Origin of the sequence: Kitasatospora sp. NPDC057904 (genome assembly GCF_042887925.1) — a bacterium.
Classification (GTDB): Bacteria; Actinomycetota; Actinomycetes; order Streptomycetales; family Streptomycetaceae; genus Kitasatospora.
On the sequence record NZ_JBHVOL010000018.1, the window covers coordinates 105,935 to 124,762 of the forward strand.

Annotated in this window: 14 protein-coding genes; 12 read left to right on the forward strand and 2 right to left on the reverse strand. The window is 71.6% G+C overall.

Annotated features, from left to right (window positions below; genetic code table 11):
- The first annotated feature begins 15 nt into the window (after positions 1 to 15).
- From ACFVSN_RS34050 to ACFVSN_RS34100, 11 genes are all read left to right on the forward strand, one after another.
- Positions 16 to 1,713, forward strand: a complete 1,698-nt coding sequence (locus tag ACFVSN_RS34050; protein WP_380503835.1) for an L-aspartate oxidase — start codon at positions 16 to 18, stop codon at positions 1,711 to 1,713.
- A 5-nt stretch (positions 1,714 to 1,718) separates the two neighbouring features.
- Complete coding sequence (nadC, locus tag ACFVSN_RS34055; protein ID WP_359965108.1) at positions 1,719 to 2,687, forward strand: carboxylating nicotinate-nucleotide diphosphorylase; 969 nt, start codon at positions 1,719 to 1,721, stop codon at positions 2,685 to 2,687.
- A 48-nt stretch (positions 2,688 to 2,735) separates the two neighbouring features.
- Positions 2,736 to 3,521, forward strand: coding sequence for a type III pantothenate kinase (locus ACFVSN_RS34060; protein ID WP_380442379.1), 786 nt, complete (start codon positions 2,736 to 2,738; stop codon positions 3,519 to 3,521).
- Between the two features lie 82 nt (positions 3,522 to 3,603).
- Positions 3,604 to 4,350 (forward strand): hypothetical protein, encoded by a 747-nt coding sequence (locus ACFVSN_RS34065; protein ID WP_380442381.1) that lies wholly within the window; start codon positions 3,604 to 3,606, stop codon positions 4,348 to 4,350.
- 233 nt (positions 4,351 to 4,583) lie between these two features.
- Complete coding sequence (locus ACFVSN_RS34070; protein ID WP_387957379.1) at positions 4,584 to 6,251, forward strand: hypothetical protein; 1,668 nt, start codon at positions 4,584 to 4,586, stop codon at positions 6,249 to 6,251.
- Positions 6,252 to 6,346: 95 nt separating this feature from the next.
- Positions 6,347 to 7,903, forward strand: a complete 1,557-nt coding sequence (gene lysX / locus ACFVSN_RS34075) for a bifunctional lysylphosphatidylglycerol synthetase/lysine--tRNA ligase LysX (RefSeq protein ID WP_387957382.1) — start codon at positions 6,347 to 6,349, stop codon at positions 7,901 to 7,903.
- Positions 7,904 to 8,180: 277 nt separating this feature from the next.
- Positions 8,181 to 8,618, forward strand: coding sequence for a BlaI/MecI/CopY family transcriptional regulator (locus ACFVSN_RS34080; protein WP_380442387.1), 438 nt, complete (start codon positions 8,181 to 8,183; stop codon positions 8,616 to 8,618).
- Between the two features lie 9 nt (positions 8,619 to 8,627).
- Positions 8,628 to 9,164 carry an amino-acid N-acetyltransferase gene (locus tag ACFVSN_RS34085; RefSeq protein ID WP_329929958.1) on the forward strand — a complete coding sequence of 179 codons (537 nt, stop codon included), beginning with the start codon at positions 8,628 to 8,630 and terminating at the stop codon, positions 9,162 to 9,164.
- 91 nt (positions 9,165 to 9,255) lie between these two features.
- Positions 9,256 to 9,606: an Lsr2 family protein gene (locus ACFVSN_RS34090; protein ID WP_380442390.1), complete on the forward strand. Its 351-nt coding sequence runs from the start codon at positions 9,256 to 9,258 to the stop codon at positions 9,604 to 9,606.
- Between the two features lie 665 nt (positions 9,607 to 10,271).
- A complete protein-coding gene (locus tag ACFVSN_RS34095) occupies positions 10,272 to 12,791 on the forward strand; it encodes an ATP-dependent Clp protease ATP-binding subunit (RefSeq protein ID WP_350574326.1) in 2,520 nt (839 codons plus the stop codon).
- Between the two features lie 273 nt (positions 12,792 to 13,064).
- Positions 13,065 to 15,416: an immune inhibitor A domain-containing protein gene (locus tag ACFVSN_RS34100; RefSeq protein ID WP_387957384.1), complete on the forward strand. Its 2,352-nt coding sequence runs from the start codon at positions 13,065 to 13,067 to the stop codon at positions 15,414 to 15,416.
- Positions 15,417 to 15,488: 72 nt separating this feature from the next.
- Here ACFVSN_RS34100 and ACFVSN_RS34105 read toward each other — a convergent pair whose 3' ends face one another.
- Entirely contained in the window at positions 15,489 to 16,658 is a 1,170-nt protein-coding gene (locus tag ACFVSN_RS34105) for a threonine aldolase family protein (RefSeq protein WP_380442394.1), read from the reverse strand.
- A 365-nt stretch (positions 16,659 to 17,023) separates the two neighbouring features.
- Between ACFVSN_RS34105 and ACFVSN_RS34110 the strand changes: the two genes are divergently transcribed.
- Positions 17,024 to 17,956, forward strand: coding sequence for a M23 family metallopeptidase (locus ACFVSN_RS34110; RefSeq protein ID WP_387957387.1), 933 nt, complete (start codon positions 17,024 to 17,026; stop codon positions 17,954 to 17,956).
- Between the two features lie 92 nt (positions 17,957 to 18,048).
- Here ACFVSN_RS34110 and ACFVSN_RS34115 read toward each other — a convergent pair whose 3' ends face one another.
- Positions 18,049 to 18,684: a TetR/AcrR family transcriptional regulator gene (locus ACFVSN_RS34115; protein WP_380442398.1), complete on the reverse strand. Its 636-nt coding sequence runs from the start codon at positions 18,682 to 18,684 to the stop codon at positions 18,049 to 18,051.
- Positions 18,685 to 18,828 lie beyond the last annotated feature (144 nt).

The following is an 18,828-nucleotide window of genomic DNA, read 5'->3' on the forward strand; positions in this document are numbered from 1 at the left end:
AGGAGCAACTGAGCCATGCCCGTTAAGCACCGCCTCACCGCCCCCGCCCCCGGCTGGACGTCCACCACCGATGTGGTCGTGGTCGGCTCGGGGGTGGCCGGTCTCACCGTCGCCCTCAACGTCCGCGAAGCCGGCCTGCGGGCCACGGTGGTCACCAAGGCGATGCTGGACGACGGCTCCACCCGCTGGGCCCAGGGCGGCATCGCCGCCGCCCTGGGCGAGGGGGACACCCCCGGGCAGCACCTCGACGACACCCTGGTGGCCGGCGCCGGGCTCTGCGACGAGGAGGCCGTGCGCACCCTCGTCACCGAGGGCCCGGACGCCGTCCGCCGGCTGATCGCCACCGGCGCCGCCTTCGACCGCGGCGAGGACGGCGAGATCCTGCTCACCCGCGAGGGCGGCCACCACCGCCGCCGGATCGCGCACGCCGGCGGGGACGCCACCGGCGCCGAGATATCGCGCGCGCTGGTCTCCGCCGTCCGCAGCACAGCGACACCAGCGGCCCTGGCCGCGGAGGGCATCGAGCTGATCGAGCACGCGCTCGTCCTCGACCTGCTCACCGACGCGAACGGGCACGCCGCCGGCCTGACCCTGCACGTCATGGGCGAGGGCCAGCGCGACGGCGTCGGCGCCATCCGGGCCCGCGCCGTGGTGCTGGCCACCGGCGGCATGGGCCAGGTCTTCTCGGCGACCACCAACCCGGCGGTCTCCACCGGCGACGGCGTGGCGCTCGCGCTGCGGGCCGGCGCCGCCGTCACCGACCTGGAGTTCGTCCAGTTCCACCCGACCGTGCTCTGGCTCGGCCCCGAGGCCGAGGGCCAGCAGCCGCTGGTCTCCGAGGCGGTCCGCGGCGAGGGCGCCCACCTGGTCGACGCCGACGGCGTCCGGTTCATGGTCGGGCAGCACGAGCTGGCCGAACTGGCCCCGCGCGACATCGTCGCCAAGGCGATCACCCGGCGCATGCAGGAGCAGGGCGCCGAGCACATGTACCTGGACGGGCGGCACTTCGGCGCCGCGATGTGGGAGCAGCGCTTCCCGACCATCCTCGCCTCGTGCCGCGCGCACGGCATCGACCCGGTCACCGAGCCGATCCCGGTCGCCCCGGCCGCGCACTACGCCTCCGGCGGCATCCGCACCGACCGGCACGGCCGCACCACCGTCCCCGGCCTGTACGCCTGCGGCGAGGTCGCCTGCACCGGGGTGCACGGCGCCAACCGGCTGGCGTCCAACTCGCTGCTGGAGGGCCTGGTCTTCGCCGAGCGGATCGCCGCCGACCTGGCCGGCCGGCACCGCGCCGACGACCTGCCCGAGCGCTCGGTGGACGTCGCCGCCGCGCGCGCCGCACAGCCGGTGCCGCTGCCGCCGTCCGAGGCGCGGGCCGAGATCCAGCGGCTGATGTCGCGCGGCGCGGGCGTGCTGCGCTCGGCCGCGTCGATGGCCGACGCCGCGGCCGGCCTGGCCCTGCTCGCCGAGCAGGCCTACGCGCACGTCGCCGAGGAGAAGCCCGCCGACCCGCGGGTGGAGACCTGGGAGGCGGCCAACCTGCTGCTGGTCGCCACCGCCCTGGTCGCCGCCGCCGCGCAGCGGGAGGAGACCCGCGGCTGCCACTGGCGCGAGGACTTCCCCGAGCGGGACGACGCCCACTGGCGGCGTCACCTGATCACCCACCTGACCGCCTCCGGCGACCCCGTCAGCACCCCCGAGGAGCGTTGAGAACCATGTCCCACTCGCACGAGGAACTCCCCCTGGCCGACCAGGGCGGCTGCGGCGACGGCTGCGCCTGCGGGGACGGCGAGGGCTACGAGACCGGGCTCGACCCGCAGCTGGCCGAGCTGCTGGAGCAGGCCGGGCTGGACCCGATCGAGGTCGAGGACGTCGCCACCCTGGCGCTGGCCGAGGACCTGGCCGGCGGCGAGGACGTCACGTCCGTCGCCACCGTGCCCGCCGACGCCGTCGCCACCGCCGACTTCACCGCCCGCTCGGCCGGCGTGGTCGCGGGCCTGCGGATCGCCGAGGCCGTCGTCTCGCTGGTCTGCGAGGAGGAGTTCGAGGTCGAGCGGCACGTCGAGGACGGCGACCGGGTCGAGGCCGGCCAGGTGCTGCTGTCGATCCGCTCCCGCACCCGGGACCTGCTGACGGCCGAGCGCAGCGCGCTCAACCTGCTCTGCCACCTGTCCGGCATCGCCACCGCGACCCGCGCCTGGGCCGACGCCCTGGAGGGCACCGGCGCCGTCGTGCGGGACACCCGCAAGACCACCCCGGGCCTGCGCGCGATGGAGAAGTTCGCGGTCCGCTGCGGCGGCGGCGCCAACCACCGGATGGCGCTGTCCGACGCCGCGCTGGTGAAGGACAACCACGTCGTCGCGGCCGGCGGCGTGGCCGAGGCCTTCCGGGCCGTCCGGGCCGCCTACCCCGAGCTGCCGGTCGAGGTCGAGGTGGACACCCTGGAGCAGATCCCGCCGGTGCTGGAGGCCGGGGCGGACCTGATCCTGCTGGACAACTTCACCGTCGGGCAGCTCAAGGAGGCCGTCGCGCTGGTGGCCGGCCGGGCCCGGCTGGAGGCCTCCGGCGGTCTCACCCTGGCCACCGCGCGCGAGGTCGCCCAGACTGGTGTCGACTACCTGGCCGTGGGCGCGCTCACGCACTCCTCGCCGATCCTGGACATCGGCCTGGACCTGCGCGCCTGACCGTCAGGAGAAGACGCCAGGCCCGTCCCGACTCGCAGAAAGCGCCCCATGCTCCTCACCATCGACGTCGGCAACACCCAGACCACACTCGGCCTGTTCGACGGCGAGGACGTGGTGGAACACTGGCGGATCTCCACCGATCCGCGCCGCACGGCCGACGAACTGGCGGTGCTGCTGCAGGGGTTGATGGGCAGCCGCACCGCGGTCCGCGAGGCCGCGGTGGAGGGCCTGGCGATCTGCTCGTCCGTTCCCGCCGTGCTCCACGAGCTCCGCGAGGTGACGCGCCGTTACTACGGCGACGTCCCCGCGGTGATCGTGGAGCCCGGCGTGAAGACCGGCGTGCACGTCCTGATGGACAATCCGAAGGAGGTCGGCGCCGACCGGATCGTCAACGCGCTGGCCGCCAACCACCTGTACGGCGGGCCGTGCATCGTGGTCGACTTCGGCACCGCCACCACCTTCGACGCGGTCAACGCCCGCGGCGACTACGTGGGCGGTGCGATCGCCCCGGGCATCGAGATCTCGGTGGAGGCACTCGGTGTCCGCGGCGCCCAGCTGCGCAAGATCGAACTGGCCCGGCCGCGCAACGTGATCGGCAAGAACACCGTCGAGGGCATGCAGTCCGGCATCCTCTACGGCTTCGCGGGCCAGGTCGACGGCCTGGTCGACCGGATGGCCAAGGAGCTCGCCAAGGACCCGGACGACGTCCAGGTGATCGCCACCGGCGGCCTCGCCCCGCTCGTCCTCGGCGAGGCCGGCAGCATCGACGTCCACGAGCCCTGGCTCACCCTCATCGGCCTGCGGCTCGTCTGGGAGCGCAACCGCCCGAGCTGACCGGGCCGTTCCGTCGGGCCGAACGTGGGGCATCGGCGCGACGTTACCGACAAATCGGATATTCCTCACGTAGTGTCAGCCCATGCCTACGCCACACGGATCGCGCGGCGGCATGGCCTTCAGCGCCGACGAAGTCCGCGTGCTGCGCCGCGCCCTCGCCCAAGCCCTGCACCCCGCCGTCCCCGTCCACTTCCCGGCCCTCGAACGGACGGCCTGCGCCGACCCGGGCGCCGAGCTGTGGGCCGAGGACGTCCAGGACGCGCTGCGTCTGACCGAGGCGATCGACGAGGCCGTCCAGGAGGGCGGCCGGCTGCGCGCCTTCCTGCTCGCCGACCTCGGGCGCTACCGGGCCGCGCTGCCCGGCAGCGCCAGCGGCTACCTGGAACGCCTGGAGGAGGCCGTGACCGACGGCTACCTGCCCGGCCCCGAGGACCTCACCGCGCTGCGCGGGCTCACCCGCCAGCCCTGCGGCCACCTGGAGCGCTCCCGCCGCTCCCGGCTGGCCGGGCGCTGCCACGCGCTCGCCGAGGCCGCCGTCCGCGAGCGGCTCGCCCGCGCCGTCGGCCAGCCGCGCCACCTGGTGGCCGTACCGAACCCCGCCGCACCACCGAGCAGTCTCCCCACCCCTGTTGGAGGACGGATCACGATGAGCAGCACCGACTCCCCCGCCGAGCGGCCCGCAGCCCCGCAGGACCCGCCCAGCCCGCACCGGATGCCCACGCCGGCGGAACTCTTCGGCCGCCGCCCCAAGCCGCCCGCCCGTCCGGCCCCGCCCGCGACGCCGGCGCCCGGCCCGGAGGACGTCGAACTCGCCACCGGCACCGGCTGAGCCGGACCGGACGGAGCGAAAGGGAGGCCGCGCCGAGCGGCCTCCCTTATCCATGTGTCGACTTTCCGGCAATTCCCCCACTGAATGACGGTCACATCTTCATAACCTTCACGCCGTACGGCGGGGCATTCGGTCCGGTCCTGCGCGCATTGATGCGGGATCGGCCCGGTTGACGGCCGGGGGGGCGTACCCAAAAGTCGCGGAGTCACACTCACTCGATCCGGGGGAATCACGTGAACCCGACTCGCACGCGCCGGGCACTCGGCGCGGGTGCGGCCACGCTCGTCGCGGCCCTGTCCGTCGGCACCGCGGCCGTGCCGGCCCACGCCGCCGACCACCAGCTCAAGGTATTCCCGGCGTCCGGCTCGCTGCAGATCCCGAGCCGGCCGGTCGCGCCGCCGCGGTCCGGCGAGAACGTCTTCCTGCACATCGGCCGCACCGGCACCGGCGCCGTCTCGGACGTCAAGCTCGCCCTCGACGTCTCCGGCCTCGACGGTCTGGCCACGCTCGAAGCCCCGGGCTGCACCACCGCCGGCAAGGTCATCACCTGCACCATCGGCCGGCTGGACCAGGACAACATCAACATCACCACCAACCTGTGGCTGAGCGCCGTCGCCGGCGCGAAGCCGGGCTCCAGCGGGACGGTCCACGCGACCCTCAGCGCGCCCGGTGCCGAGACCGGCACGGCGGACTTCCGGGTGGACGTCGGCACGGCCACGTTCCGCACCCACCAGCGCTCCCAGACGAAGGGCGCCAAGGTCGGCAGCAAGCTGCCCACCGACCTGGAGTTCGCCAACCACGGGGAGCTGCCCGCCAAGCGGGCGATCGTCCACGTCGACCTGTCGGCCGGCCTGACGGCGGACACCTGGCCGTCCAACTGCGAGTACGCGGTGGACAAGGGCCAGCCGTGGAACAACGACCCGCCGATGCCCGCCGTGCACGGCATCTGCACCATCGACGGCGAGATCGCCCCCGGCCAGGCGGTCAAGCTGAACGGCCTCGACATCACCGTGGGCCCGGACGCCTACTACACCGTCGCCGGCTACGACGTCTTCGCCGTTGCCGACGCGTACGGCACCGGCTGGCTGAACGACCTGCGCAAGCGGCTCGCCTTCAAGCCCGGGACGGGCGCGCCCGCCACCCTGACCAAGAGCGCGGGCGACGGGATCCCGGCCGGCAACGACACGAACGGCTACAGCACCGAGCAGGAGGTCCTGGCGGACAACTCCGCCGACTTCCAGGCGACCGGCGGCTGGGCCCCCGACACCTCCGGCGCGGCGGGCGTCCTCACCGCCGGGATGGGCAACAACGGCCCGGCCTCGATCTACGACCGCAGCGGCGGGGACGGCGCGCCCCACGTCACCGTGCAGCTCCCCGACGGCGTCACCGTCACCGACCTGCCCAAGACCTGCCACGCGGACGACTACGTCCACGGCAAGAAGTCCGACAAGCCGCTGAACAAGTACGCCTGCGACGGGGTGGGCGCCGCGTTCATGCCGAACGGCGCGAGCGTCTCGCACAAGCTGGGCCTGAAGCTCCCCGCCGGCACCGGGGAACTGGTGGCCACCGTTTCGCTGCAGAACATGTCGAGCGACTACCAGGACGGCCACCCGACCGCCGTCATGGACTGGGACCGCAACCCGGCCAACGACCTCGTGAAGGTCACCCTGCGGCCCGGGGCACCCGCCAACGGCGGCACCGGTACGCCGGTGTCCGACACCACGCCGACGGCCGCTCCCGCGCCCGCCACGGGCGCCACCGGCACCGCGGGCGGGGCCGAGCTGGCCGACACCGGGAGCTCCGCCACCCTGCCGCTGGCCGGCGCGAGCGCGGCCGCCGTCGCCCTCGGCGCCGCCGCCCTGATCGGCTCGCGCCGCCTCCGGGCCCGCCGGAACGGCTGAGCCGTCCGCGCCCCTGTGGGGAGGGCGCCCGACGCGCCCTCCCCGCGGGGTTATCCCGTGGCGGAGCACGGTGTGTGGCTGGCTACCCTTGTGGGGTGAGCGATCAGAGTCTTATTCCCGCGACCGACGACCTTCCCGAGCAGATGCGCGTCCGGCGCGAGAAGCTCGACCGGCTCCGGGCCGCCGGTGTCGACCCGTACCCGGTCGGCTTCCCCCGCACCACCACCATCGCGGACCTGCGCGCCAAGCACCCGGACCTGGAGGCCGACACCGCGACCGGCGAGCGCGCCGGCGTCACCGGCCGGGTGATCCTCTCCCGCACCGGCGGCAAGCTCTGCTTCGCCACCCTGCGCGACGGCAGCGGCGACCTCCAGGTGATGTTCTCCCTGGACAAGCTCGGCCCGGAGCGGCTGGCGGCCTGGAAGGCGGACATCGACCTCGGCGACCAGGTCGGCGTCGAGGGCGAGGTGATCACCTCCAAGCGCGGCGAGCTGTCCGTCATGGTCGACCGCTGGGAGCTCACCGCCAAGTGCCTGCGCCCGCTGCCGGACAAGCACAAGGGCCTGACCGACCCGGAGGCCCGGGTCCGCCAGCGCTACGTCGACCTGATCGTGAACCCCGAGGCGCGCGAGATCCTGCACCTGCGCAGCAAGGTCGTCCGCTCGATCCGCCGCACCTACGAGGACCGCGGCTACATCGAGGTCGAGACCCCGATGCTGCAGCCGGTCCACGGCGGCGCCAACGCGCGCCCGTTCAAGACCCACATCAACGCGTACGACATCGACCTCTACATGCGCATCGCGCCCGAGCTGTACCTCAAGCGGCTCGTGGTCGGCGGCGCCGAGAAGGTCTTCGAGATCAACCGCAACTTCCGCAACGAGGGCGCGGACTCCACCCACAACCCGGAGTTCACCTCGCTGGAGTCGTACGAGGCGTACGGCGACTACGACACCCAGGCCGAGCTGATCCGCGAGACGATCGTCAACGCGGCCCGGGACGCGCTCGGCACCACCGTGATCAAGGGCCTGGACCCGCACGGCGTCGAGCACGAGATCGACCTGGCCGAGCCGTGGGAGGAGGTCAGCGTCTACCCGGGCATCTCCGCCCACCTCGGCGTCGAGGTCACCCCGGAGACCGGCGTCGAGGAGCTGCGCAAGCTGGCCTTCGACCACGGCATCCCGTTCGAGAAGAGCTGGGGCCACGGCCAGATCGTGCTGGAGATGGTCGAGCGCCTGCTGGAGGAGAACGCCGTCCGGCCGACCTTCATCAAGGACTACCCGACCGAGGTCTCCCCGCTCACCCGCCAGCACCGCTCGATCGCGGGCGTGGCCGAGAAGTGGGACCTGGTCATCTTCGGCACCGAGATCGGCACCGCCTACTCCGAGCTCGTCGACCCGGTCGAGCAGCGCGCCCGCCTGACCGCGCAGTCCCTGCTCGCGGCCGGCGGCGACGTCGAGGCCATGCAGGTCGACGAGGACTTCCTGCGGGCCCTGGAGTACGCGATGCCGCCCACCGGCGGCCTCGGCCTCGGCGTGGACCGCCTGATCATGCTGCTGACCGGCAAGAACATCCGGGAGACCGTGCTCTTCCCGCTGGTGAAGCCGGAGCCGAAGGCTTCCGCCGCCGCGGCGGAGAAGACCGAGGAGGAGTGACCTGATGGACTACGTCAGCGCGATCGTCCCGCCGCTGGTCATGGCGATCGGCTTCGGCTTCCTGGTGCGGGCCATCGTCCGCAGCCAGGGCGGGGCCCAGAAGGCCAAGGAAGACCTCGACTGATCCGCGGACGGCCGGCCCCGGCGCATCCGCGTCCGGGGCCGGCCACCGCCCGCACGCCCGCCGCGCCGCCATTCCCGATTCCGGGGGTGGCGGCGCGCCGGTTTGGCGCACTTCACAAGATTTGCCCCATTCACTCCCTATCCTGGCCGCACTATGGTCCGGCAACTCGGCGAACTTGAGAACGCCATCATGACCAGGGTGTGGCGGTGGAACCGACCGGTGACGGTTCGCGAGGTTCTCCAGGATCTGCAGTCCGAACGCGAAATCGCCTACACCACGGTGATGACGGTCCTGGACAAGCTGCACAGAAAGGGCTGGCTGCGCCGCGAGCGCGCCGGCCGGGCCTATCGATATGAACCGGTCTCGTCCCGCGAGGCGTACACCGCGGCACTCATGAACGACGCGTGGGCCACGAGTGACAATCCCGCGGCGGCCCTGGTGCACTTCTTCGGCCTCATGTCGCCCGAGCAACGGGAGGCGCTGCGGGACGCCTTGCGGGTGGCCGCACTGTTCCCGCCCGATCCGGCCGGGCCGGAATCCCCGGACGACGGGGCGGATACCGGGGGGACCCCACCCGGGGCGGCGCGATAACGTCCCGCCATGGAGGTCACCATCCGCCGCGCACGGACCACGGACGTGCGGGCAGTACGCAGGCTCATCGACGCCTACTCGCGGGACGGCATTCTGCTCGACAAGCCCACCGTCACCCTGTTCGAATCCGTGCAGGAGTTCTGGGTCGCGGAACGCGACGACGATGCCACCGTGGTGGCCTGCGGCGCGCTGCACGTGATGTGGGAGGATCTCGCCGAGGTCCGCACGCTCGCGGTGGATCCGGCCTGCCGGGGGTTCGGGGTCGGACACCTGCTGCTGGAGAAGCTGCTGCAGACGGCCCGCTGGCTCGGCGTCCGTCGGATTTTCTGCTTGACGTTCGAGGTGCCCTTCTTCGCGAAACACGGTTTCGTCGAGATCGGCGAGCTCCAGGAAACCGATGATGGTACGACAGACCCGGCGGCGATCGCTACGGATGTCTATGAAGAACTTCTCCGCTCGTACGATGAAGGTGTCGCGGAGTTCCTCGACCTGGAGCGGGTGAAGCCCAACACACTGGGCAACTCGCGCATGCTGCTGCACCTCTGAGCGGCTCCGCGCCGGTCAGGGGTTTGTGTTTTCCGGTGAAAGGCGCTTTCCTTTCCTTAGGCAATGGGTCGTTTAGCGGAAAGGGAAGCCCGTGGCACAGAGGGTGCAGGTCATTCTTGAAGACGATCTCGACGGCGGTTCGGCGGACGAGACGGTGACGTTCGCGCTCGACGGCGTTGCCTACGAGATCGATCTGAAGAGCGCGAACGCGGACAAGCTGCGCGGTCTGCTGGCGCCGTACGTCGAGAAGGGCCGCAAGCAGAGCGGCCGGCTCGCCGGTCCGCGCCGGCCGGGCCGCGGCACCGCCGCCCGCCCGTCCGGCAGCGCTCCGGACACCGCCAAGATCCGCGCGTGGGCCAAGGAGCAGGGCCTGGAGGTCAACGACCGCGGCCGCGTTCCGAGCGTGGTCCGCGACGCCTACGACAAGGCGAACGTGGCCTGACCCCGGCCCCGGACCACCGGAGCGGGTGCGGGGCCCCGGCGGCCGCGGACGGCGTCGACGGCACACGCGCGGGGCGCGGAGGAGCCTCCTCCGCGCCCCGCGGCACGCGCCGGACCGGCCGCACCGCCGCCGGGGGCCGGGCGGGACGGCCGCGGGCCGGGCTCGGGCGGCGGAACAATCACGAGCTGTGCAACGCTGTAGGGGCGAAGCGGTAACGCGGACACCACCGGGATGGCGTACCGGCCACGGTGGCCCCCGCTGAGCCACCGTCACCGCGGCCCCGTCCCGGCCCGACTTCTCGCCAGGCGAACACCGCCACCGCGGAAACTGCGCGAGAACCGCCCCGATACCGGGTATGAATGCAGGTGGACGGGTTCTTCGACCCGTCCAGGGGCAGTATGCGTGACCGGCCGGAGACGGATCCGGCTGCACCCCGGCGGTCCTTGTTCGCCGATGGCGTAGCGGTATCCGGTGCATCCGGCCCGCCTGCGGGAACACCGATTCCCAGCATCAGGTTGGGATTGGTGTCGGCTGGTCGCGCAGCATCTCGCTCCCACTACCGGGGAGTGAATCCGTGGGCCGCGCCGCTGAGCGGGACTAGCATGCGGAAGGACAGGGCGGGGACAGTCCCCGAACTGCCCGACCGCTCTGAGGAGCGATAAACGATGTTCGAGAGGTTCACCGACCGCGCGCGGCGGGTTGTCGTCCTGGCTCAGGAAGAAGCCCGGATGCTCAACCACAACTACATCGGCACCGAGCACATCCTCCTGGGTCTGATCCACGAGGGCGAGGGCGTCGCCGCTAAGGCCCTGGAGAGCCTCGGGATTTCTCTTGAGGCCGTACGCCAGCAGGTCGAGGAGATCATCGGCCAGGGCCAGCAGGCCCCGTCCGGCCACATCCCCTTCACCCCCCGGGCGAAGAAGGTCCTGGAGCTGTCGCTCCGGGAGGCCCTGCAGCTCGGCCACAACTACATCGGCACCGAGCACATCCTGCTCGGCCTGATCCGCGAGGGCGAGGGCGTCGCCGCCCAGGTCCTGGTCAAGCTGGGTGCCGACCTGAACCGGGTGCGCCAGCAGGTCATCCAGCTGCTGTCCGGCTACCAGACCGGCGGCGGCAAGGAGTCGGCCACGGCCGGCGGGCCCGCCGAGGGCACCCCGTCGACCTCGCTGGTCCTGGACCAGTTCGGCCGCAACCTCACCCAGGCCGCCCGCGAGGCCAAGCTCGACCCGGTCATCGGGCGCGAGAAGGAGATCGAGCGGGTCATGCAGGTGCTGTCCCGCCGCACCAAGAACAACCCGGTCCTGATCGGTGAGCCCGGCGTCGGCAAGACCGCCGTGGTCGAGGGCCTGGCCCAGGCGATCGTCAAGGGCGAGGTCCCGGAGACGCTCAAGGACAAGCAGCTCTACACGCTGGACCTGGGCGCCCTGGTGGCCGGCTCGCGCTACCGCGGTGACTTCGAGGAGCGCCTGAAGAAGGTCCTCAAGGAGATCCGCACCCGCGGCGACATCATCCTGTTCATCGACGAGCTGCACACCCTGGTCGGCGCGGGCGCCGCCGAGGGCGCCATCGACGCCGCCAGCATCCTCAAGCCGATGCTGGCCCGCGGCGAGCTGCAGACCATCGGTGCCACCACCCTGGACGAGTACCGCAAGCACCTGGAGAAGGACGCCGCGCTGGAGCGCCGCTTCCAGCCGATCCAGGTCGCCGAGCCGTCGCTGCCGCACACCATCGAGATCCTCAAGGGCCTGCGCGACCGCTACGAGGCCCACCACCGGGTCTCCATCACGGACGCCGCCCTGGTCGCCGCCGCCACCCTGGCCGACCGGTACATCTCGGACCGCTTCCTGCCGGACAAGGCGATCGACCTGATCGACGAGGCCGGCTCCAGGATGCGCATCCGCCGGATGACCGCGCCGCCGGACCTGCGCGAGTTCGACGAGAAGATCGCCGACGTGCGCCGCGAGAAGGAGAGCGCGATCGACGCGCAGGACTTCGAGAAGGCCGCGTCCCTGCGCGACGACGAGAAGCAGCTCCTGCAGGCCAAGGCCAAGCGCGAGAAGGAGTGGAAGGCCGGCGACATGGACGTCGTCGCGGAGGTCAACGAGGAGCTCATCGCCGAGGTCCTGGCCACCGCCACCGGCATCCCGGTCTTCAAGCTGACCGAGGAGGAGACCTCGCGTCTCCTGCGCATGGAGGACGAGCTGCACAAGCGCGTCATCGGCCAGAAGGACGCCATCAAGGCGCTCTCCCAGGCCATCCGGCGCACCCGTGCGGGCCTCAAGGACCCGAAGCGCCCCGGCGGCTCGTTCATCTTCGCCGGCCCGTCCGGCGTCGGTAAGACCGAGCTGTCCAAGACGCTGGCGGAGTTCCTCTTCGGCGACGAGGACGCGCTGATCGCGCTCGACATGTCCGAGTTCTCGGAGAAGCACACCGTCTCCCGGCTCTTCGGCTCCCCGCCCGGGTACGTGGGCTACGAGGAGGGCGGCCAGCTGACCGAGAAGGTCCGCCGCAAGCCGTTCTCGGTCGTCCTCTTCGACGAGGTCGAGAAGGCCCACCCGGACATCTTCAACTCGCTGCTGCAGATCCTGGAGGACGGTCGCCTGACCGACTCCCAGGGCCGCGTGGTCGACTTCAAGAACACCGTCATCATCATGACGACCAACCTCGGCACCCGGGACATCTCCAAGGGCTTCAACCTCGGCTTCGCGGCCACGGGTGACACCCAGACCGGGTACGAGCGGATGAAGGCGAAGGTCGGCGAGGAGCTCAAGCAGCACTTCCGCCCCGAGTTCCTGAACCGCGTCGACGACATCGTGGTGTTCCACCAGCTGTCCGAGGACGACATCATCCAGATCGTCGACCTCATGATCGCCAAGGTGGACGAGCGGCTCAAGGACAAGGACATGGGCCTGGAGCTCAGCGTCGAGGCCAAGAAGCTGCTGGCCAAGCGCGGCTACGACCCGATCCTGGGTGCCCGTCCGCTGCGCCGCACGATCCAGCGCGAGATCGAGGACCACCTCTCCGAGAAGATCCTCTTCGGCGAGCTGCGGGCCGGCCACATCGTCGTCGTCGACGTCGAGGGCGAGGGCAAGGAAGCCAAGTTCACCTTCCGGGGCGAGGAGAAGTCCGCCGTCGCGGACACCCCGGCCGCCGTTGCTTCCTCGGGTCCGGACCTGACGAAGTAGCAACATTTAACAGACAACAGCAAGCGGGCTGAGCCCCCGGCGTTCGCGCCGGGGGCTCAGCCCGTTTCGCATGCCCCTCGCACCGCTCTGACCTGGGGTTTTCCCACGACCCATCAGCTGACGGAAAGTCGGCGAGCATAGCGCTGTCGCCATGTCAGGGTCAAGGTCTATCTTTTCCGTCCCCACTTCGGTCAAAGTACGTCCACCTGTCTTTCATATTGGTTTACCGAGCCTTGGCCAAGAGTCGGCTCGGCCGGGGAGGACGTCACAACGTTGAAGACCACCAGGAGAACCGCTGCGGCCACCACGGCTGCGGCGGTCATCGTCACGCTCGGCGCGGGTCTGTTCCCGAGCAGCGCCGTCGCGGCCGGTTCGGCTGCCACGCCGAAGGACCCGGCCGACGCCGTCCAGTCCGTCAACACCGAGCACAACATTCCGGGCCCGCTGACCGAGAAGGTCGACGCCGAGCGCAAGGCCGCCACCGAGCAGCTGCTCGACGGCACCGCGCAGGTCGAGCAGCACAACGGCAGCACCAGCGTGAAGCTCGGCAAGGACAAGTACGTCGAGCTCGCCCGTGAGCGCACGGACAAGATCTTCACGATCCTCGTCGACTTCGGCGACCAGGTCGACAACACCACCAAGACCGCCGACGGCAAGGTCAAGTACGGTGGCGAGGCCGGTCCCAAGCACAACGAGATAGCCGCGCCGGACCGCGCCACCAACAACTCGACCGCCTGGCAGGCCGACTACAACCAGCAGCACTACCAGGACCTGTACTTCGCCAAGGACAAGGCCTCGCTGAAGACCTTCTACGAGAAGCAGTCCTCGGGCCGCTACTCGGTCGACGGCGTGGTCTCGGACTGGGTCCGGGTGCCGTGGAACGAGGCCCGCTACGGCTCCGACTACTGCGGCTCCAACGTCTGCGCCAGCGCCCAGGACCTGATCCGGGACGCCGTCGACATCTGGTACAAGGACCAGGTGGCGAAGGGTCAGACCCAGGAGCAGATCAAGGCGACCCTGGCCTCCTACGACCAGTGGGACCGCTACGGCTCGCACCACGACGGGAACTTCAACCAGCCCGACGGGTACATCGACCACTTCCAGATCGTGCACGCCGGTGAGGACAAGTCGGCCGGCGGCGGCAAGCAGGGCAGCAAGGCCCTGTGGGCCCACCGCTCCTACGTCTACGGCAACCTGACGGGCCAGGCCGGCCCCGACGGCAACAAGCTCGGCGGCGTCCAGGTCGGCGACACCGGCTTCTGGATCGGCGACTACACGATGCAGCCGGAGAACGGCGGCCTCGGCGTCTTCGCCCACGAGTACGGCCACGACCTCGGTCTGCCGGACCTCTACGACACCGCGGGCAAGGGCATCGACAACTCGGTCGGCTTCTGGTCCCTGATGTCCTCCGGCTCCTGGCTCGGCGAGGGCAAGGACAGCATCGGCGACATGCCGAACGACCTCGACGCCTGGAGCAAGTACCAGCTCGGCTGGCTGAAGGCCGACCGCGCCAAGGCGGGCACCGAGTCGACGCACCACATCGGCCCGGTGGAGTACAACACCAACCTGCCGCAGGCGCTCATCGTCGACCTGCCGAAGAAGTCGATCACCACGGAGATCAACAAGCCGTTCGGCGGCCAGTCCGAGTGGTGGAGCGGCAGCGCCGACAACCTGAACGTCACGCTCACCCGTGACATCGACCTGACCGGCAAGGCCAAGGCCAGCATCAACGCCAAGGCCTGGTACGAGCTGGAGCAGGACTTCGACTACGCCTTCGGCGAGGTCTCCGTCGACGGCGGCAAGACCTGGACCGTCGTGGACGGCACCTGGAACGGCGCCGCGCTCCCCAAGGAGAACGGCCGTCCGGCCGTCAGCGGCCTCGCCGCCACCTGGGGCGACCTGTCCTTCAACCTGGACGCCTACGCCGGGAAGAAGATCCAGTTCCGCTACCACAACACCACCGACGGCGGCCTGCACTACCGGGGCTTCGCGGTGGACGACATCTCGGTGGTCGCCGACGGCGCCACGGTGTTCAGCGACGACGTGGAGAAGGGCGACAACGGCTGGACCGCCGCCGGCTTCACCCGCTTCGGCGGCTCGTTCACCAAGGAATACGGGCAGTACTACATCGCCGAGAACAAGCAGTACGTCTCGTTCGACCAGACGCTGAAGACCGGCCCGTACAACTTCGGCTTCGCCGACAAGCCGAGCTGGGTCGAGCACTACGCGTACCAGCCCGGCCTGCTGATCTGGTACTGGGACCAGTCCCAGACCGACAACAACGTCAGCGCCCACCCGGGCCACGGCCTCGTGCTGCCGGTCGACTCGCACCCGGCCCCGCTGAAGTGGGCGGACGGCACCCTGATGCGTCCGCGCATGCAGGGCTTCGACTCGACCTTCGGTTCGCGCCGCGTCCCGGCGCTGACCCTGCACAAGGCCGGCGTCGAGACGGTCGTCCCGAAGTCCAAGGGCGTCGACGAGTTCAACGACCTGAAGTCCTGGTGGTCCAAGGACGACCAGTACAGCGGTGTGGACGTCCCGAAGACGGGCACCAGCATCGAGGTCGAGAACGAGTCCTCGAACTACCTGGAGACCTGGATCCGGGTCCGTCCGGTCGGCAACTGATCGGTGAGCGGACGTAGTTGATCCGTCGGTCCGACCCGTCCCCGCACTGCGCGGGGGCGGGTCGGACGCTTTTCAGGCCTTGCGCTCGGGCAGGCGGTCGAGGAAGGCCGCGACCGCCTCCGCGATCCCGGCGGCCGTCCAGTCCAGCGCCTCGGCGGCCACCGTGACCTCGGTCATCGCCAGTCCCGGCGGGCCGGGCTCGCGCCAGCTGCCGAACAGGCCCACCTTGGCGTCCTCGGCCAGCCCCAGGCCCGCCTCCTCCAACTCCGCGGCCGGGTACGGCAGCCAGAGCTGGAACTGGTGGGTGTGCGGCGGCGCCGGGTGCACCCGGGCGCCGGGCACCGCGGCGACGGCCTCGGCCAGCGCGCCGGCGACCGTCCGAGCGTGGGCCACGTACCCCTCCAGGCGCGGGAGTTCGCGCTCCAGCCCGGCGAGCGCGGCCAGCGCGGGCGGCCACTGCTGGAACAGCTGGCCGCCGTACCGGTGCCGCCAGGCCTTCGCCGTCCGCACGAAGCGCTCCGGACCGGCCAGTGCGGCGCCGCTGATCCCGCCGAGGGTCTTGTAGAAGGAGACGTACACCGAGTCGGCCAGCGCGGCGACCTCCGGCAGCGAGCGGCCGAGGTGGAACACCGACTCCCAGAGCCGCGCGCCGTCCAGGTGCAGCGCCGCTCCCTGCTCCGCCCGCACGACCTCGGCGACGGCCACCAGCTCCGCCCAGTCGGGCAGCACGAAGCCGGCCTCGCGCAGCGGCAGTTCCAGGATCATCGCGGCGTACGGCTCGTCGAAGCTGCGCACCTCCTCGACGGTGGGCAGGCGCGGGGCCAGGGTCGGCCAGACGCTCCGCAGGCCGGTCAGCACGCCGAGCGCGTGGCGCTCGTGCTGGTCGGTGTGGCCGAGCGGGTGGGTGGCCACGGTGGGCAGCCCGGCCGCCTCGGCGTGGATCCGCAGCGCGACCTGCTGGGCCATCGTGCCGGTCGGGAAGAAGGCCGCGTCCTCGGTGCCGAGCAGGTCCGCGACCCGGCGCTCCAGCGCGCGGACCACGCCGTCGCCGTACTGGTCCGGACGCCCGTCGAGGTCGTGGACGCCGTCCGCCTCCCCGGCCAGGGCGGCGAGGTGTTCGCGCAGGCTCTTCGGCCGGTGGCCGGAGAGCAGCCGCTCGCAGCCGCGCTGGGCGGCGAAGCGGCGGTCCTGGAGGCTCGGGCGGCGGGGGCCGTCGAGGTCGTCGCTGCTGTTGGCATACATGCGTCGATCGTCCCCCAGCGGAGGCTCCCGGTCAGCGGTGCGGACGCGAGCGGCGGGCGCGGCCGGCGGCAAACCTCACGGCCGCGTGGTGCTGGTCACAGGACTCGGAGGCGGTACGACCGGCGGTAGTAGACGGCGTCGACGGGCGCGGCGGACGACGCGGACCGTGGGCCGACCATCGGATTTCATGATCGTTGCTCCGTCGGCTTGAATCTCCGGCGCGACACCGACTACACGCCGTAGTACGTCACCGCGTTTGGGAGTCCGCTCGGTGACGGTTAAAGCTGAGTGGTCCCCCGCTCAGCACACGCCGCGCCCGACCGGGCCCTTCGTGCTGCCCTTCTACGACCGTGATTGGGCCCGCCATGTCCTCTGTCCCGCCCGTGGGGCCGGCCCTGCGCCGGCTCGCCGCCCGCACGGCGGCCCAGGCGGCGGCCTGGCAGCCCCGACTCGGCCACGCCGTCCGCACCGTCGGCGCCCACGCCGCGCCGGTGCTCGCGCTCGCCGAGGCCCGGCACCCGCTGCCCGGCGCCCGGGTGTGGGCCGACCGCGAGCGGGCCGTCGTCGCCGCCGGGGGCACCGCGGTGCTGCTGGCCGCCGCGCTGCTCGTCGCCGCGCCCGGCAGCGCCTCCGCGCAGACGGTCCTCCCGACCACCCCCGGCAGCTCGGCCTTCACCGCGCCGCAGGCCACGGTGCCCGTCCCCGGCATGGTGCAGGTGGCCGGGCCGAGCCCGTACCGGCTCCCGGACGACAGCGAATCGGCGCAGGCGGACGTGGCGATGGCCCCCAACCTGCTGCCGGTCGAGCCGGCCGCCGAGCCGGCCCCGGGGGCGCCGGCGGCGTCGGCCCCCGAAGGCGGGGAGGCCGTGCCCGCACCCGCCGCGGCGCCCGACTGGTCCGCTCCCGTCCCGGGCGCGCCGACCAGCAATCCGTACGGGGTGCCCAACTCCGAGTACGCGGCGGGCTACCACACCGGGGTGGACTTCGCGATCGACCCGGGCACGCCGCTGCTGGCGGTCGGGAACGCGACCGTGGTGTCGGCCGGCTGGGACGGCTCGTACGGCAAGGAGGTCGTGCTGCGGCTGACGGACGGGCGCTTCGCGCAGTACGCGCACCTGTCCTCGGTGGAGGTGTCGCCCGGCCAGCAGGTCTCGGCGGCCGAGGAGATCGGGCGCTCCGGGAGCACCGGCAACTCGACCGGGCCGCACCTACACTTCGAGATCCGCACCAGCAACCGGTACGGCGCGGTGATCAACCCGGTCGCGTACCTGGCCTCGCACGGCGTCACGGACTTCTGAGGTCCGGAGGTCCCGAGGGGGACGGGGCGGCTCGCGCTCCGGGCCGCCCCTCCGTCGTGATCGGGCCCGGGTGTGCTCGGGCCCGGGTGTGATCAGGCCTGGGCCGGGGCGGGAACCGGGCGGTCGATCAGGGCGCCGATCTCCAGCGCGACCTCGCGGGCGGCGGCCATCGCCTCCTCCACGGTGGCCTGCGGCGACTCGTGCCACAGGTGGTCGACGTGGTCGGTGCCGGTCTCGTCCTGCTTGAGCAGGAACATCGCCGAGTTGATGGTGAAGAGCGACATCGCGGCGCGCAGCCGGTCCTGGAAGCTCGCGTCCGGCCCGTGCACGAGGCGGACCATCGCGATCATGCGCTCCTTGAACTCCAGGCCGGCCGGCGACTCGCGCAGGGCGGGCTGGTTCTCGTGGAAGAAGCGCAGCAGCGGCGCGCGCTCGGACATCCCGGCGGCGAAGCGGCGGATCAGCTCGTCGCGCAGCTCCGGCGTCCAGGGCTGCTGCCGGCCCCACTCGATGGTCTCGTCGATCGGCGCGGCCATGGACTCGACGATCCCGTGGACGATGTCGTCCTTGGTCTTGAAGTGGTAGTAGAGCGCGGCCTTGGTGACGCCCAGGCGGTCGGCGATCTCGCGCAGCGAGGTCTGCTCGTAGCCCTGCTCGGCGAAGAGCTCCAGAGAGACCGCGATGATGCGGGCCCGGGTGTCGCTGCGCGGGCTGTGCGTCGTACCCATGGCCTGCCTCATGACTGCGTCGGTGACTGCTGCGGACGCCGGCGGTGCCCGCCCCCCGGGACACATTCTCCCTGCCCAGGCGGCCGGGATGGAAACTGGCTTGACGACCGGCTAGTGGACAACTTACCGTGCCGACGGTCCATA